The organism is Nocardioides sp. HB32 (assembly GCF_054058995.1).
This window is the reverse complement of record NZ_JBSSBS010000001.1, coordinates 3881257-3895204: the sequence shown is the minus strand read 5'-3', so window position 1 is coordinate 3895204 and position 13948 is coordinate 3881257. Positions and strand designations below refer to the sequence as shown.

The following is a 13948-nucleotide window of genomic DNA, read 5'->3' as shown; positions in this document are numbered from 1 at the left end:
CGCAGCCGGGTCAGGAGTTCGGGGCCACGGCGGTGCCGGCGCCGCGGCGGCGCTTGGCCGGGTCGTGGCCCCCGGTGTGCAGCGGCCGGGGGTCCTCGTCGGCGCCGAGCACCACGAAGCCGTTGTCGTGGATGAGCTCGAGGTCCGCTGCGGCATCCTGCCCCTCGGAGGTCAGGTAGTCACCGAGGAAGATCGAGTTGGCGACGTTCAGGGCGAGGGCCTGGAGCGACCGCAGGTGCATCTCCCGCCCGGCGGCGATCCGGATCTCCCGGTCGGGGCACACGAACCGGGCCATCGCCAGGATCTTGACGCAGCGGGTCGGGGACAGCTCCCAGGTGTTCTCGTACGGCGTGCCGTCGAACGGCATCAGGAAGTTGACCGGGATCGAGTCGGACCCGAGGTCGCGGAGCGCGAAGAGCGCCTCGACGAGCTGCTCGTCGGTCTCGCCCAGGCCGGCGATGAGGCCGCTGCACGCCGACAGCCCGGCGGTCTTCGCCTTGCCCACGGTGTCGACCCGGTCGGCGTACGTGTGCGTCTGCACGATGGTGTCGTGGTGGGACTCGGCGGTGTTGATGTTGTGGTTGTAGGCGTCGACGCCGGCCTCGCGCAGCCGCTCGGCCTGACCGTCCTTGAGCAGGCCGAGGCACGCGCAGATCTCGACGTCGGGGTGCTCCGCCTTGATGGTGCCGACCATGTCGGCGACGCGCTCGACGTCCTTGTTGGTGGGTCCGCGGCCGCTCGAGACCATGCAGACGCGGGTGGCGCCGCCACGCAGGCCCGCGGACGCCTGCTCCAGCGCCTGCTCGGTGTCGAGCCACTTGTACTTGAGGATGTCGGCCGTCGACCCGAGCGCCTGGGAGCAGTAGTTGCAGTTCTCGGGGCACAGCCCCGACTTGAGGTTGACGAGGTAGTTGACCTTGACGGTGTTGCCGAAGAACTCGCGGCGCAGGCGCCCGGCCGCCGCCACGACGTCGAGGAGCTCGTCGTCCTGCGCACGCAGCACCGCGAGCGCGTCGTCCTCGGTCGCCGGCTTCCCGTCGAGGATGCTGGTGGCGAGGTGGTCGAACGACGTGGTCATGGGCACTCCCGGCAGAGCGGTGGTCAGGTGAACGGTGTTCAGGTTAGGGTTCGGCTGATTCGCGGTCAACGTGAAGGGGAGTGTGCGATGGGCCACCGCCGGGCCGACGTCGTCGAGCACGCGCTCGGCGTCCTCGACGCCTACGGGCTCGCGGACCTCACCATGCGTCGTCTCGGTGCGGAGCTCGGCGTGCAGCCCAGCGCGCTCTACCACCACTTCGCCAACAAGCAGTCGCTGCTCGCGGCGGTGGCCGACGAGATCCTCGCGCGCGGCCCCCACGGCCCGCGTCCGGAGACCTGGGACGACCGCGCCACCGTCGTCTGCACGGAGCTGCGCGAGGCAATGCTCGCCTACCGCGACGGTGCCGAGGTCGTCGCGACCGTGCACGCCTTCGGGCTCGGCGCCACGGCACCGGGGGAGGAACTGGTCGCTGCGTGTCGCGACGCCGGTCTCGACCGGGCGCTGGCCGGCACGGCGGCCCGCACCCTCCTGCACTACGTCTTCGGCCACGTCGGTGACGAGCAGACCCACCTCCAGGCCGGCAGCGCTGGCGCGATCGACGGCGACCCTCGCCCGGAGTCCGACTTCGCCACGGGGCTCGGCATCGTCGTCGACGGGATCCGGCAGCGGGTCGGCGATCGGGTCGGCGATCGGTCAGGAATCGAGAAGCACCTCGGCGTACGCCGTCCGTAGCGTTGTCGTCATGACCACGACGACGAAGAACACCGGATTCACCGAGGCCGAGCGGGCCGCCATGAAGGCCCGCGCGGAGGAGCTCAAGGCCGAGGGCAGGAAGGGCGCCAAGAAGGCCGACGACCTCGAGGCGCTGCTGGCCAAGGTCGCGGAGATGCCCGACGACGAGCGGGTGATGGCCGAGCGCATCCACGCGATCGTCACCCGGGTCGCGCCGCAGCTCGACCCGAAGACCTGGTACGGCATGCCCGCCTGGGCCAGCGACGGCAAGGTCGTCTGCTTCTTCAAGCCGGCGTCGAAGTTCGGCAACCGGTACTCCAACCTCGGCTTCAACGACCCCGCGCTGCTGGACGACGGCAACATGTGGCCGACCGAGTACGCCCTGCTCCGGGTCGGCGACGACGAGGCGAGGCGGATCGAGCGGCTGGTCGAGCAGGCGGCCGGCTAACCGGCCTCGACCACCGCGCCGTGCACCTCGGCGAGCAGCACGGCGCCGACCAGGTCGAGCCTGGTCCGGCGCAGCCGCGCGGTCGAGAGGTCGACGCCGTCCAGGAGGGCGCCGCGCAGGTCCGCCTCGGCCAGGTTCGTCTCGCGGAGGGTCGCGCCCCCGAGGTTCGCCCCGCGCAGGGATGTGCCGGACAGGTCGGACATCGACAGGTCCGCCTCGCGGAGGTCGACGCCGTCGAGCTCGAGCCGGGTCAGCGTCGCGCGGCGCATGCTGACCCCGCGCCACTGGCCGCCGCGCACCGCGATCGGCCGCAGCGTGCACTCGCTGAACTCCGAGCCGGTCAGCTTGCAGCCGTCGAGGATCGCGTCGAAGAAGTTGCAGCGCCGGAAGTCGCAGGACACGAACGCCGTGGCGACGTGGGTGGACGCGTTGAACCGGCAGTTGTGGAACACGCAGCGCTCGAACGTCGCGCCCTTCGTGATCACCTCGCTGAGGTCGACGTCGGTGAACACGACGTCGGAGTGGACGACCGCGCCGAGGTCCTCGCCGTACCAGTCCTGGTCGCGGACCTCCTCAGACATCGAACGTCCCGCCGCTGCGCCAGTAGACCCCGGCCTCGCGGGTGAGGAAGCCGTTCTCGACCAGGTACCGCCGCAGGGCCGCGTAGTCGGGGTGTGCGCGCGTGAGGATGACGTTGACCTCGGCCTCCTCGTAGCGCCGGCCGGGCTCGAACTGCTGCGCGAGCCGGTCGAGCACGACCAGCAGCTTGGCGTGCTTGCTCGGGATCGTGTGCAGGGTCCCGTCCTCGTCGAAGAACGCCTTGAGCACCTTCTCGGTCACGACCGGTCCCGCGGCGTCAGGCGCAGCAGCGCGCGCGGCCACCCGGCGGTCGACAGCCCACCTCCGACCGAACGCTCCTCGAAGTGCAGGTGGCAGCCGTCCGGCGCGCCGCGGTCGTTGGCGCGCGCGAACATCGTCCCCTTCGCGACCATGTCGCCCTCCCGCACGTACACCTTCTTCGTGTGCCCGATCACCAGGTCGAAGTGCTTCTTGCGGTTGCGCAGCAGCACCGGGTTGTCGCCGTACGCCGGGCCGAGCGAGTCGTTCGGGACGACGCGGACCCGGACCGCGGCGTACAAGGGGGTCCCGCAGGGCATCGCGATGTCCATCCCGTGGTGGAACCCGTGGTGGTCCCGGCAGCGCGGGTCGGGGGAGTAGTAGGGCGCCGCGGTGCAGCCGAACGGCACCATGATCCGGTGCGCGCCCTGGAACCACGGGGACGTGTAGTAGGTCCGGTCCTTGGTGTAGAAGACCCAGCGGGGGTCGGCCCCGCGGGCGGGTGCGGCCAGCCCGGCCGCGATCAGCACGGTGAGGACGATCGCTCCGAGACGACGCATGCGCTCAACCTAACGGCCAGGACGTGACGAGGCGGGTGCGACGCGGCTCGTACCAGGCGAGGTCGAGCCGCGCCGCCCGGCAGTGCGCGGGAAGCACGCCGTCCAGCAGCGCCAGCGTCGACTCGACCGTCACGTCGTCGGACAGCCGGTCGAGCGTGAGGTGCGGGAAGACCTCGTCGTACGCCCCGGCGTACGGCGGGAAGCCCGGGAACTCCGCGACCAGCCGCGCGGTCAGCTTCCGGAACCCCTCGTCCGGCTCCGGCACCAGGTGCAGCGTGCCGTCGTCGAACCGCCCGATCCGCTCCAGCACGAAGCCGAACGGCTCGGTCTCCGCGGCGATCGCGGCCAGCCGTCGCTCGACGTCCGCGGTCAGCTCGTCCGTGAACGGTCCGAGGGCGGTGACGTGCGCGTGTCCGAACCCGGCCGCGCCGAGGTACGACGGGTCGTAGTGCGCGGTGCGGCCGCGGACGAACTCCTCCAGCGGCGGCACCGGCACCTGGAGCACGGAGTGGCCGGGATGCACGCGGCGATCCTGTCAGGGCGGCCGTCCCCGACCTACACTCCCCGGCGTGACGACCACGGCCTCGGACGAGCTCCCGAAGAGCCGGGTCCGCTCCCGGCTCGAGCTCGCGTGGCGCTGGGCGCTGATCGCCGGCTGGGTCGCGGTGCTCGCGGTCGCCGTCGGGACCGGCGAGCGCGAGGGGTCCTGGTCCGACCTCCAGCACGCCGTCTCGAGCGGTGACGTGCACGAGGTGTCGACCACGCCGGGCCTGCCGCCGCATGCCCGGGGCTCCGGACCCGTGGAGGTGAGCTGGCGGGACGGGATCATCCGCTACCGGACGACGGTCAGGGAGTCGCGGCCCGTCCGGCGGTGGACGCATCCCCGCGCCGTACCCGACGTCGACGCCGCCCTCACGCAGCTGCAGCCCGGCCTCACCATCGACCACCACGAGTGGGGCCACGCGACCTCGACCGTGCTGGGGTGGCGGGTGTCGGGGTGGTTCATGGCGGTGGGCGTCGCGCTGGGGGTTGCCACCCTCCTGCTGCTGATCACGCAGCCGGAGCCGTGGCGGGCGACCCGGTGGGCGTGGTTCTGGCTGCTGGGAGCGGCGACGCCGCTGGGGCTCACGGCGTACCTCCTGCTCAGTGGTCCGACCGGCCTCCTGCCGCCGCCGCGCGACCCCCGGCGCCGGCTCACCGGAGGCTGGGCCTTCCTCCTCGCGTTCGCCCTCTCCTCCCTCTCCAACGCCCTGGTCCTCGCCCTCACCTGACCCCCGGGCCATGTTGAATCAGACCTCCCGACTCGACGGTCGGAGATCGCGGCGCAGATCAGCAAGGCGAGCGCGGAGCTCGGGATCGCGCATGACCTCGGCGACCAGCGGGCAGTCCTCGGGACCCGTGGCACCGGGTACGCACAGCGAGCACGGATCGCCGGGCCGGACCGGGCACATCGCGACGGGCTTCCTCACGTCATCGACGTTAGGACTCGAGGTCCCCTGGCCCTAGGGACCGAAGTCACCTGACGCTGAGGAGCCGATCACACTCGGCGACCAGGCGCGCTCGCAGCGGTGCGCCGCGCGCGGCGAAGGAGCGCTGCGCCGCGGCGTACGCCGCCTTGCCGTCCGCGGTCTCGACGCGCACCGGCGTGAAGCCCAGGTCCGTCAGGTCGTACGGCGCCGCGCGCATGTCGAGCACCCGGATGTCGCGGGCCAGCTCGAAGCAGTCCGCGACCAGGTCGGAGCTCACCATCGGGGTCAGCCGGAACGCGTGCTTGTAGAGGTCCATGCCGGCGTGCAGACAGGCCGGCTGCTCGAAGGCGTCGCGGTCGGACGACGACGGCGAGAGCGAGTTGAGCGGCGCGGCGGCCGGCGTGAAGAACCGGTAGGCGTCGAAGTGCGAGCAGGCGATCCGGTGGGAGTCGACGACGGCGTCCGTGCCCGCGGCACCGAGCCGCAGCGGCCGGTCGTGCCTGGTCTCGTCCGCCCGGTAGACCATCGCCCACTCGTGCATCCCGAAGCACCCGAAGTTCGCCGGCCGGGCCGCCGTCGCCGCGAGCAGCCTGCGCAGGGCGACCAGCAGTGGCCGCTGGGAGGCGACGTACGCCGCGGTGACCGCGCCGTCGTCGTACCCCTTCAACCCGGCGTACGGCGGCGCGTCGGCCAGCCGGACGCCGTACCCCGGGTGCCAGCGCCGCAGCTGGGCCGGCCGCTGGGAGTAGTAGGTGAACAGGAAGTCGTGCACCGGGTGCTTGACCCGCGCCTCGCGCCGGGCCAGGTGCGGCGCCACGAGCTCGTCGACGCGGGCCGCGTGCGCAGCGGCCCGCGGCTCCCACTCCTCGCGACCCAGGACCTCCACGCCGCCCAAGGGTAGGTCGCTCAGCCGAGGCCCTGCCGGGCGCCCGGTCCTACGTGCACGCTGGCGAGGAACGCGACCATGGACTGCTCGTCCCACCCGGCTCCGAGCGGGTACTGGATCCGCACCACCCCAGCGGGTTCGCCCGCGACGGTGCGGGTGGCGATCGTCGTGTACCCCGAGTCGCCCGACACCCAGAAGCGGCGACCGTCGCGGTCCACCGGCCGGCCGTCGGGCGGGTTGGCGTCGAACAGGATGACGAGCTTGCCCCGGAAGTCGTCCGGCTCGTCCGACGTCGAGCCGTCGTCGGGCGCGATCGTGACCGCCGTCGGCTGCTGGGCCTGGACCGACCAGCCCTTCGGCGTCAGGTCGAAGGTGTACGGCGTCGCGTCGAGCCGGGCCGCGACGAGCCGGACGTGCTCGGGCGCCGGCGCGGGGGAGTCGGTCAGCACTGCGCCCGACCCCAGCCCGAGCACCGTCACGACGGCGGCACCGGCGAGCCCGACCCGGACCCGGCGGCGGAGGCGTGAGGACGCGGCGGCGTGGGCGCGCGCCAGGTCGGCGAGCGGGTCGGGGTCGCGGCGCTCGGCAGCGGCGGCGACACCCAGGACGTGCTTCAGGTCGTGCTCGGTCATCAGGGAACCTCCGACGTCAGGTGGGCGGCGCCGAGCAGGTCGCGGAGGTGGGCGAGGGCCCGGGCGTTCTGCGACTTCACGGTGCCGGTGGAGCAGTGGAGGATCCGTGCGGTCTCGGCGACGTCCAGGTCGTGCCAGTGCCGGAGCACCACTACCGCGCGCTGGCGTGGCCCGAGCGACTCCAGGGCCGCCAGCACCACGGCGCGCAGGTCGACGTCCGGGTCCGGGGCGAACGCCGGCTCGCCGGCCAGCGCCGGGTCCGCGACGGTCGTCTCGCGACGCCGGTGCGCCCGGCGGACCTCGTCGAAGAACACGTGGGTGAGCGTCGTCCGGGCGTACGCGAGCGGGCTCTCCGCCCTGCGTACCCGGTGCCAGGCCAGGTACAGGCGGGTCAGGGTGGTCTGCACGACGTCCTCGCCGAGCGCTTCGTCCCCGGCGCACAGCAGTGCCGCCGTCCGCACCAGGTCGGCCCGGTGGCCGCGGGTGAACGCCACGAACTCCGCTGATCGGTCGCTGTCTCGCACGGGCCTCCTCTCACCCCCCTGACCGGTGTCGCTCCTCGAAGGGTTGCATGCAACCTCCGATCCGTCCGCCCCCGTCAACCAGACGTGAGGACGAGAACGGCGCTGGCGGTCGTGGCCGCCCTGATCGGTACGGCGTGCAGCGCCCAGGGCCCACCCGCGGCCGCTCCCGGCCCGGACCCGGTCGACACGACCGCGGCGGCGGTCCGCACCACGAGCGCGCCGCGCCACGAGTTCGACCGGACCGCGCACTCGACCACCGACCCCGCGAGCATGTGGGTGATCGTGAACAAGTCACACCCGATCCACCCGCTGGACTACGAGCCGGCGATCACGCTGGTCCGCGGCTACCAGGTGGCGACGCCGGCCGCCGGTCCGCTCACCGCCCTCCTCGCCGCGAGCGACCGGCAGGGGCTGGGCCTCAAGATCGCCAGTGCGCTCCGGTCCTTCGGCTACCAGGAGGGCGTCTACGGGGACCTCGTCGCCGCTGACGGCCGGGAGGAGGCCGACCGGGTGTCCGCCCGCCCCGGCTACAGCGAGCACCAGACCGGCCTGGCCGTCGACCTCGTCACTCCCGCCAGTCCGGCCTGCGACTTCGAGGCCTGCTTCGCCAGCACGCCGGGCGGGCGTTGGCTCGCCCGCGACGCCTGGCGATTCGGCTTCGTGCTGCGGTACGGCCCCGGGACGGCCGCGGTCACCGGGTACTCGCCCGAGCCGTGGCACCTCCGGTACGTCGGCCGCGCGCTGGCCGCGGAGCTCCGGCGCACGCACACCACCACCCTCGAGGAGTTCTTCGGCGTCGCGGGCGGGGACTACCGCAGCTGATCCACTGAATCCGCGTCAAGAGCCGGACGAGACCAGTAGGTTCCGGTCGTGCATCCTCCGTATCGCCACCGCCACACTCGGGCCGTGCGAATCGCCCTGGCCACCCTGCTCCTGCTCACCCCCGCGACCGCGGCCGTCACCACGGCCCACGCCGCGTCGCCCCCGGGCGAGCGCACCGCGCCGTACGACGTGACGATCCGGATCACCGAGCACGGCATCCCGCACATCACGTCCGACACGTTCGAGGGCATGGCGTACGGCGCCGGGTGGATCACCACGGCCGAGGCGACCTGCAACCTGATGGACACCCTGCTGACCGCGCGCGGCGAACGATCCCTGTACGACGGCCCGGACGCCGTCTACAAGGACAACGTCGGCGGCTCCGGCACGAACCTGCAGTGGGACACGCTGGTGCGCGACATCCACGACCGCCAGGTGGTCGAGAAGCTCCTCACGGACCCGGTCGCGGGCCCGAGCGAGCGCGCCAAGGCGATGGTCGTCGCGGAGACCGCCGGCATCAACGACTGGCTGACGGACCACCAGGTCACCGACCCCGCGTGCGCGGACGACGACTGGATCCAGCCGAACGTCACGACGACGGACGTCTGGTACGCCTTCTACCTCGCGCAGCTGATCTCGTCGACGACCCAGCTGCTGCCCCAGGTCACCACCGCGACGCCTCCGACCGGCCCGACCAGGCCGGCACCGAGGCCGACCCGCGCCGCGCTGCGCGCGGCGTTCGGCACCGACGACCAGTTCGGCTCGAACGCCACGGCGGTCGGCGGCGGCGACACCTCGACCCGCAGCGGGATGATCCTCGGCAACCCGCACTTCCCGTGGTTGGGGCGCTACCGCTTCACCCAGATGCACCTGACCGTGCCCGGCAAGCTCGACGTCGCCGGCGGCGCGCTCACCGGCTTCCCGGCGATCAACATCGGCTTCAACAAGGACGTCGCCTGGAGCCACACGGTCTCGACGGGCTACCGCTTCACGCCGTACCAGTACCGCACCGCCGGCACGCCGACGAGCTACCGGACCGCCGACGGCGGCACCGCCGAGCTCGACCGACGCGACGTGCAGGTCCCGGTCCTGACCGACGACGGCGTGGAGACCGTGACCCGGACGCTCTGGCGGACCTCGGAGGGCTACGTCCTCAACGCGCCCAGCCTCTTCATGGGCTGGACCAAGGACAGCGTCTGGGCGTTCCGCGACGCCAACGCAGAGCACCTGCGCACCTTCGACACGTTCCTCTCGATGAACATGGCGAAGAACGTCCACGACCTGCTCCACCGCCAGGACAACGGCGGTGGCATGCCGTGGGTGAACACCATCGCCGCGGACCGCACCGGTGAGGTCCTGTACGCCGACCACGCGGTCACCCCGAACGTCACCAACGCGATGGCCAGCCGCTGCATGACCTCGGCCGGCGGGCTGATCTTCGCGGCCGCCGGGCTCCCCGGCCTCGACGGCACCCGCGCCGAGACCAGCTGTCGGTGGGGCAGCGACGCGGACGCCGAGCGTCCCGGCATCTTCGGGCCGAAGCAGCTGCCCGAGGTCTTCCGCCGCGACTGGGTGATGAACGCCAACGACTCCTACTGGATGCCGAACGACAAGGTCCAGCTGACCGGCTATCCCCGGATCATCGGCTGCGAGGACTGCCAGCGCACGATGCGCACCAAGGTCGTCATGTCCTACGTCCGCGACCAGCTGAGGAAGGGCAAGGAGACCCCGAAGACGCTGCGGTCGCACGAGTACGCCAACCGTGTGTACGCCGCCGAGGTGGCCCGCGCCGGTGGCCGGCTCGACGACGTGTGCGACGCCACCGGCCTGACGACGGCCTGCCAGGTCCTCCACGACTGGGACGGCCACTCCGACCCGACGTCGAACGCCGGCGCCGCGATCTTCGAGGAGTTCGTCTCGATCGCGAGCTCGCGCAAGGTCAGCCTGTGGGCCGTGCCGTTCGACAAGGACCACCCGCTGACCACACCGCGCACGCTGTCGACCTCGCAGGACGTGGTCGACGCCATGACGGCCGCGATCACGCGGGTCACCGACCGGGGCTACGACCTGTCCGAGACGTACGGCGAGCTGCACCGCTCCGGCGACCGGGGCTCCGCGGGCTGGCCGCTCGGAGGCGGCCTCGGCGACCTGTCCGGCGACGCCAACGCGGTCAGCAGCACGATCGGCGACGCGATCCTCGACCCGGCCACGCGCGGCTCGTCGTACATCCAGGCGGTCGCGTTCCGCGGGAAGACCGGCATCGAGGCGCGCACGATCCTCACCTACAGCCAGTACGAGGACCCCGCGTCACCGTGGTCGGACGACCAGACCCGGATGTTCTCGAACGAGCGCTGGGTGCGGTTCCCCTGGACGCCGGCCCAGATCAAGGCCCAGCTGATCACGACGCTGCACCTCACCGGAGGCTGACCAACGCTCGCTCGATAGGCTCGTCCGGTGCGCATCGCGAGATTCACCACCGGCGAGGACCCGATGTACGGCGTGGTCACGGGCGAGCTCGACCAGTTCGGCCAGCCGGACCCCGACAGCATCGTCGTCGCGCTGGCCGGCGATCCCCTGTACGTCGGCGTGAAGCTGCTCGACCAGGAGCACCGGCTCGAGGACGTGCGGCTGCTCGCGCCGGTGCTGCCGCGCAGCAAGGTGGTCGGCATCGGGCGCAACTACGCCGCCCACGCCGCCGAGATGGGCAGCGACGTGCCGGCCGAGCCGCTGATGTTCCTCAAGCCGAACACCAGCGTGGTCGGCCCGGGCGACCCGATCTTCTACCCGCCGCAGACGCGGAACCTCCACTACGAGGGCGAGCTCGCCGTCGTGATCGGCCGGATCTGCCGCGACGTACCCCCGGAGCAGGCCACCGACGTGATCCACGGCTACACGATCGGGAACGACGTCACCGCGCGGGACCTGCAGAAGAGCGACGTGCAGTTCACGCGGGCCAAGGGCTTCGACTCGTTCTGCCCGCTCGGGCCGTGGATCGAGACCGACCTGGACCCGCAGGCCTTCGCCGAGGGCAGGCAGGTCCAGACGCACCTCAACGGCGAGCTCAAGCAGGACGGCAGCACGGCGGACCTGATCTTCGACATCCCGACGCTGATCGCGCACGTCTCCAGCGTGATGACGCTGCTGCCCGGCGACGTCATCCTCACCGGCACCCCCGAGGGTGTCGGTCCCATGGAGGTCGGTGACGAGGTCGAGGTCTCGATCGCCGGCCTCGGCACCCTCACGAACAAGGTGGCTTCCCGATGACTGTCCGCGTCCGCATGGCTCCCAGCCCCACCGGGAGTCCCCACGTCGGCCTGGTCCGCACCGCCCTCTTCAACTGGGCCTTCGCGCGGCACGCCGGCGGCACGCTCGTGATGCGCATCGAGGACACCGACAAGGAGCGCAGCACCCAGGAGTCGTACGCCGCGATCATCGACCTGATGCGCTGGCTCGGCCTCGACTGGGACGAGGGCCCGGAGGTCGGCGGTCCGCACGCGCCGTACTTCCAGAGCGAGCGCGGCGACCTCTACCGCGACGCACTCGAGCGGCTGGCCGCCTCGTCGTACACCTACGACTGCTTCTGCACCAACGACGAGATCGAGGCGCGACGCAAGGCCTCCGGCTCGAAGGTGATGGGGTACGACGGCTTCTGCCGCGACCTCTCCGCCGAGCAGCGCGCGGCGTTCGAGGCCGAGGGGCGCCGGCCGGTCGTGCGGTTCCGGATGCCCGACGGCTCGATCGGCTGGAACGACCTGGTCCGCGGGGAGGTGACGTTCGAGGCGCGGTTCGTCCCCGACTACGCGCTCTGCCGCGCGAACGGCGACCCGCTCTACACGCTGGTCAACCCCGTCGACGACGCCTACATGGAGATCACCCACGTGCTCCGGGGCGAGGACCTGCTCTCCAGCACCCCGCGCCAGCTCGCGCTGTACGACGCGCTCAAGGAGCTCGGCATCGCCAAGGTGACGCCGGAGTTCGGCCACCTGCCGTACGTCATGGGCGAGGGGAACAAGAAGCTCTCCAAGCGCGACCCCGAGGCGCACGCGCTGGCGTACCGCGACCAGGGCTTCCTGCCCGAGGGGCTGCTCAACTACCTGGCCCTGCTGGGCTGGGCGATCGCCGCCGACCGCGACGTCTTCTCGCTCGAGGAGATGGTCGAGGCGTTCGAGATCGCCGACGTGAACCCGAACCCGGCCCGCTTCGACCTCAAGAAGGCCGACGCCATCAACTCCGCCCACATGCGGCTGCTGTCGGTAGAGGAGATGACCGACCGCGTGCTGCCGTTCCTCAAGGCCGGCGGCGTCGTGTCGGACCCGGTCGACGACGCGGACGCGCAGCTGCTCGAGCAGGCGATGCCGCTGGTGGCCGAGCGGATCAACAAGCTCACCGAGGCCGTCGACATGCTCGGCTTCCTGTTCGTCGCCGACGCCGACTTCGCGGTCGACCCCGCCGACGCCGAGAAGCTGCTGGACGACGACGGCAAGGCGGTCGTGCGGGCGTCGTACGACGTCCTCTCGGGGCTGTCGGCCTGGTCCACCGCCGCCATCCAGGAGGCGCTCCAGGCCAGGCTCGTCGACGAGCTGGGCCTGAAGCCGCGCAACGCGTTCGGACCCGTTCGCGTCGCGGTCACCGGTCGCCGGGTCTCGCCGCCGCTGTTCGAGTCGATGGAGCTGCTCGGTCGCGAGCGCAGCCTCGGCCGGCTGCAGAGCGCGCTGTCCTGACCATGGCCCGGGGAAGCGGCCGAGGGCCTGTCGTACCCGCTGATCCAGCGTGGTGGTCGGCCAGGTGCCTGGCGACCGATCGTCGGCGTGCTCGCCCTCATCGCCTGCTTCGTCGTGGTCGCTCCGGTGCTGGTGCAGATCCCGTTCGCGATCGGGCTCGCGCTCGCCGGCAGGGACGTCGGGGACGGGCTCGACCGGCTGCTCGAGCTCGACGACCCGACGCCGCTCGGGCTGGCGTACCTGAACCTCGCCCTCGCCTCTGCGATCCCGGTGACCTGGGCGATCACCCGGGTGCTGCACGGGCTGCGGCCCGGATGGCTGGCATCGGTGGTCCCGCGGATCCGCTGGCGCTGGCTGCTGATCTGCTTCGGGCTGTCCTTCGTGTCGCTGTTCGCCACGCTGCTCGTGTCCGCCTTGGTGCCCTCGTCCGCGGACAGTGCCGAGGTCAGCGGTCACCTCAACGACTTCACGTCGACCACGCGGAACTTCCTGCTCGTGGTCGTCCTGCTCACGCCGCTGCAGGCCGCGGGGGAGGAGTACGCGTTCCGCGGCTACCTCACCCAGGCGATGGGCAACCTGTTCGGCAGCTGGGGCGGGCGCCCGTGGGCGGCGGTGCTGTTCCCAGCGCTGCTGTTCGCGGCGGCGCACGGCGCCCAGAGCCCGCCGGTGTTCTTCGACCGGTTCGCGTTCGGCATCGTCGCCGGCCTGCTCGTCGTCCTCACCGGAGGGCTCGAGGCGGGCATCGCGATGCACGTGCTCAACAACTGGCTCGCGTTCGGCCTCGCGCTCGCGTTCGGCGACATGGCCTCGACCCTGAATCCCGTCGGCGGCAGCTGGTGGACGATCCCCGTGACCCTCACCCAGTCGCTCGTGTACCTCGCCCTGGTGCTGTGGGTGGCGCGCCGGATCCGGCTGCGGAACATGACCGAAACCCCAGCAGGGCCGGGCGTTTTGGTGGCCCGGAGAGGTCGCGTGTAGTGTTCTCCACCGTGCCCGACCGCCTCGGCGGAGAGGGCATGAACTAGTAAGTCAGTGGGATATGGTGTAATTGGCAGCACGACTGGTTCTGGTCCAGTTAGTCTAGGTTCGAGTCCTAGTATCCCAGCGAAGATCGCGGTCCTGAGGGGCCGAGATTTTGTGCGAACTCCGGCTTTCGCTAGAGTTTCGCAGGTTGCTCGCTGAGTCATCAGCTGGGCGACATGCCCCCGTTGTGTAGCGGCCTAGCACGCCGCCCTCTCAAGGCGGTAGCGCCGGTTCGAATCCGGTCGGGGGTACACA

The 13948-nt window shown here is 71.6% G+C and carries 17 protein-coding genes and 2 tRNA genes; 10 read left to right on the top strand and 9 right to left on the bottom strand.

Annotation, left to right across the window (positions count from 1 at the left end; translation table 11 throughout):
* Nucleotides 1–10: 10 nt before the first annotated feature.
* Nucleotides 11–1078 (bottom strand): biotin synthase BioB, encoded by a 1068-nt coding sequence (bioB, locus tag ACVW2K_RS19610; protein WP_457203650.1) that lies wholly within the window; start codon nucleotides 1076–1078, stop codon nucleotides 11–13.
* A gap of 87 nt (nucleotides 1079–1165) precedes the next feature.
* Here bioB and ACVW2K_RS19605 point away from each other — a divergent pair, with 87 nt between their 5' ends.
* Both ACVW2K_RS19605 and ACVW2K_RS19600 read left to right on the top strand, forming a co-directional pair.
* The gene (locus tag ACVW2K_RS19605) at nucleotides 1166–1771 is read left to right on the top strand and encodes a TetR/AcrR family transcriptional regulator C-terminal domain-containing protein (RefSeq protein WP_457203649.1); all 606 of its coding nucleotides are present in this window, start codon (nucleotides 1166–1168) and stop codon (nucleotides 1769–1771) included.
* Between the two features lie 10 nt (nucleotides 1772–1781).
* The gene (locus tag ACVW2K_RS19600) at nucleotides 1782–2219 is read left to right on the top strand and encodes an iron chaperone (RefSeq protein ID WP_457203648.1); all 438 of its coding nucleotides are present in this window, start codon (nucleotides 1782–1784) and stop codon (nucleotides 2217–2219) included.
* Here ACVW2K_RS19600 and ACVW2K_RS19595 read toward each other — a convergent pair.
* The 4 genes from ACVW2K_RS19595 to ACVW2K_RS19580 are packed head-to-tail and all read right to left on the bottom strand — an operon-like array spanning nucleotide 2216 to nucleotide 4139.
* Nucleotides 2216–2800 carry a pentapeptide repeat-containing protein gene (locus tag ACVW2K_RS19595; RefSeq protein ID WP_457203647.1) on the bottom strand — a complete coding sequence of 195 codons (585 nt, stop codon included), beginning with the start codon at nucleotides 2798–2800 and terminating at the stop codon, nucleotides 2216–2218. The genes ACVW2K_RS19600 and ACVW2K_RS19595 overlap by 4 nt on opposite strands.
* Nucleotides 2793–3059, bottom strand: a complete 267-nt coding sequence (locus ACVW2K_RS19590; RefSeq protein WP_028636186.1) for a DUF2087 domain-containing protein — start codon at nucleotides 3057–3059, stop codon at nucleotides 2793–2795. The genes ACVW2K_RS19595 and ACVW2K_RS19590 overlap by 8 nt, the downstream gene beginning before the upstream one ends.
* On the bottom strand, nucleotides 3056–3616 hold the full coding sequence (locus tag ACVW2K_RS19585; protein ID WP_457203646.1) for a M23 family metallopeptidase: 561 nt from the start codon (nucleotides 3614–3616) through the stop codon (nucleotides 3056–3058). The genes ACVW2K_RS19590 and ACVW2K_RS19585 overlap by 4 nt, the downstream gene beginning before the upstream one ends.
* Nucleotides 3617–3620: 4 nt before the next feature.
* Nucleotides 3621–4139 (bottom strand): 2'-5' RNA ligase family protein, encoded by a 519-nt coding sequence (locus tag ACVW2K_RS19580; protein WP_457203645.1) that lies wholly within the window; start codon nucleotides 4137–4139, stop codon nucleotides 3621–3623.
* A 46-nt stretch (nucleotides 4140–4185) separates the two neighbouring features.
* Here ACVW2K_RS19580 and ACVW2K_RS19575 point away from each other — a divergent pair, with 46 nt between their 5' ends.
* Entirely contained in the window at nucleotides 4186–4887 is a 702-nt protein-coding gene (locus tag ACVW2K_RS19575; protein ID WP_457203644.1) for a hypothetical protein, read from the top strand.
* 18 nt (nucleotides 4888–4905) lie between these two features.
* On the opposite strand, the gene ACVW2K_RS19570 is transcribed toward ACVW2K_RS19575, so the two are convergent.
* The 4 genes from ACVW2K_RS19570 to ACVW2K_RS19555 are packed head-to-tail and all read right to left on the bottom strand — an operon-like array spanning nucleotide 4906 to nucleotide 7127.
* Nucleotides 4906–5085, bottom strand: coding sequence for a DUF6767 domain-containing protein (locus ACVW2K_RS19570; protein WP_457203643.1), 180 nt, complete (start codon nucleotides 5083–5085; stop codon nucleotides 4906–4908).
* Between the two features lie 46 nt (nucleotides 5086–5131).
* Nucleotides 5132–5971, bottom strand: coding sequence for a 3-methyladenine DNA glycosylase (locus ACVW2K_RS19565; RefSeq protein WP_457203642.1), 840 nt, complete (start codon nucleotides 5969–5971; stop codon nucleotides 5132–5134).
* Nucleotides 5972–5991: 20 nt separating this feature from the next.
* Nucleotides 5992–6603 carry a hypothetical protein gene (locus ACVW2K_RS19560; RefSeq protein ID WP_457203641.1) on the bottom strand — a complete coding sequence of 204 codons (612 nt, stop codon included), beginning with the start codon at nucleotides 6601–6603 and terminating at the stop codon, nucleotides 5992–5994.
* Nucleotides 6603–7127 carry a SigE family RNA polymerase sigma factor gene (locus tag ACVW2K_RS19555; RefSeq protein ID WP_457203640.1) on the bottom strand — a complete coding sequence of 175 codons (525 nt, stop codon included), beginning with the start codon at nucleotides 7125–7127 and terminating at the stop codon, nucleotides 6603–6605. Before ACVW2K_RS19555 ends, ACVW2K_RS19560 begins: the two co-directional genes overlap by 1 nt.
* 84 nt (nucleotides 7128–7211) lie before the next feature.
* Here ACVW2K_RS19555 and ACVW2K_RS19550 point away from each other — a divergent pair, with 84 nt between their 5' ends.
* The 7 genes from ACVW2K_RS19550 to ACVW2K_RS19520 all read left to right on the top strand — a co-directional run bounded on the left by ACVW2K_RS19550 (nucleotide 7212) and on the right by ACVW2K_RS19520 (nucleotide 13944).
* The gene (locus tag ACVW2K_RS19550) at nucleotides 7212–7949 is read left to right on the top strand and encodes a M15 family metallopeptidase (protein WP_457203639.1); all 738 of its coding nucleotides are present in this window, start codon (nucleotides 7212–7214) and stop codon (nucleotides 7947–7949) included.
* 84 nt (nucleotides 7950–8033) lie between these two features.
* Nucleotides 8034–10376 carry a penicillin acylase family protein gene (locus ACVW2K_RS19545; RefSeq protein ID WP_457203638.1) on the top strand — a complete coding sequence of 781 codons (2343 nt, stop codon included), beginning with the start codon at nucleotides 8034–8036 and terminating at the stop codon, nucleotides 10374–10376.
* A gap of 27 nt (nucleotides 10377–10403) precedes the next feature.
* Nucleotides 10404–11213 carry a fumarylacetoacetate hydrolase family protein gene (locus tag ACVW2K_RS19540; protein WP_028636178.1) on the top strand — a complete coding sequence of 270 codons (810 nt, stop codon included), beginning with the start codon at nucleotides 10404–10406 and terminating at the stop codon, nucleotides 11211–11213.
* Nucleotides 11210–12670 (top strand): glutamate--tRNA ligase, encoded by a 1461-nt coding sequence (gene gltX, locus ACVW2K_RS19535; protein ID WP_457203637.1) that lies wholly within the window; start codon nucleotides 11210–11212, stop codon nucleotides 12668–12670. The genes ACVW2K_RS19540 and gltX overlap by 4 nt, the downstream gene beginning before the upstream one ends.
* Before the next feature lie 87 nt (nucleotides 12671–12757).
* Nucleotides 12758–13648: a CPBP family intramembrane glutamic endopeptidase gene (locus ACVW2K_RS19530; RefSeq protein ID WP_457203636.1), complete on the top strand. Its 891-nt coding sequence runs from the start codon at nucleotides 12758–12760 to the stop codon at nucleotides 13646–13648.
* A 55-nt stretch (nucleotides 13649–13703) separates the two neighbouring features.
* Nucleotides 13704–13775, top strand: a tRNA-Gln gene (locus ACVW2K_RS19525).
* Between the two features lie 96 nt (nucleotides 13776–13871).
* Nucleotides 13872–13944 (top strand) — tRNA-Glu (locus ACVW2K_RS19520).
* Nucleotides 13945–13948 lie beyond the last annotated feature (4 nt).

What these genes read in the sequence shown, in the direction of transcription:
- bioB (WP_457203650.1), bottom strand. Translation starts at nt 1,078, where the DNA reads ATGACCACGTCGTTCGACCACCTCGCCACCAGCATCCTCGACGGGAAG.
- ACVW2K_RS19605 (WP_457203649.1), top strand. Translation starts at nt 1,166, where the DNA reads ATGGGCCACCGCCGGGCCGACGTCGTCGAGCACGCGCTCGGCGTCCTC.
- ACVW2K_RS19600 (WP_457203648.1), top strand. Translation starts at nt 1,782, where the DNA reads ATGACCACGACGACGAAGAACACCGGATTCACCGAGGCCGAGCGGGCC.
- ACVW2K_RS19595 (WP_457203647.1), bottom strand. Translation starts at nt 2,800, where the DNA reads ATGTCTGAGGAGGTCCGCGACCAGGACTGGTACGGCGAGGACCTCGGC.
- ACVW2K_RS19585 (WP_457203646.1), bottom strand. Translation starts at nt 3,616, where the DNA reads ATGCGTCGTCTCGGAGCGATCGTCCTCACCGTGCTGATCGCGGCCGGG.
- ACVW2K_RS19560 (WP_457203641.1), bottom strand. Translation starts at nt 6,603, where the DNA reads ATGACCGAGCACGACCTGAAGCACGTCCTGGGTGTCGCCGCCGCTGCC.
- gltX (WP_457203637.1), top strand. Translation starts at nt 11,210, where the DNA reads ATGACTGTCCGCGTCCGCATGGCTCCCAGCCCCACCGGGAGTCCCCAC.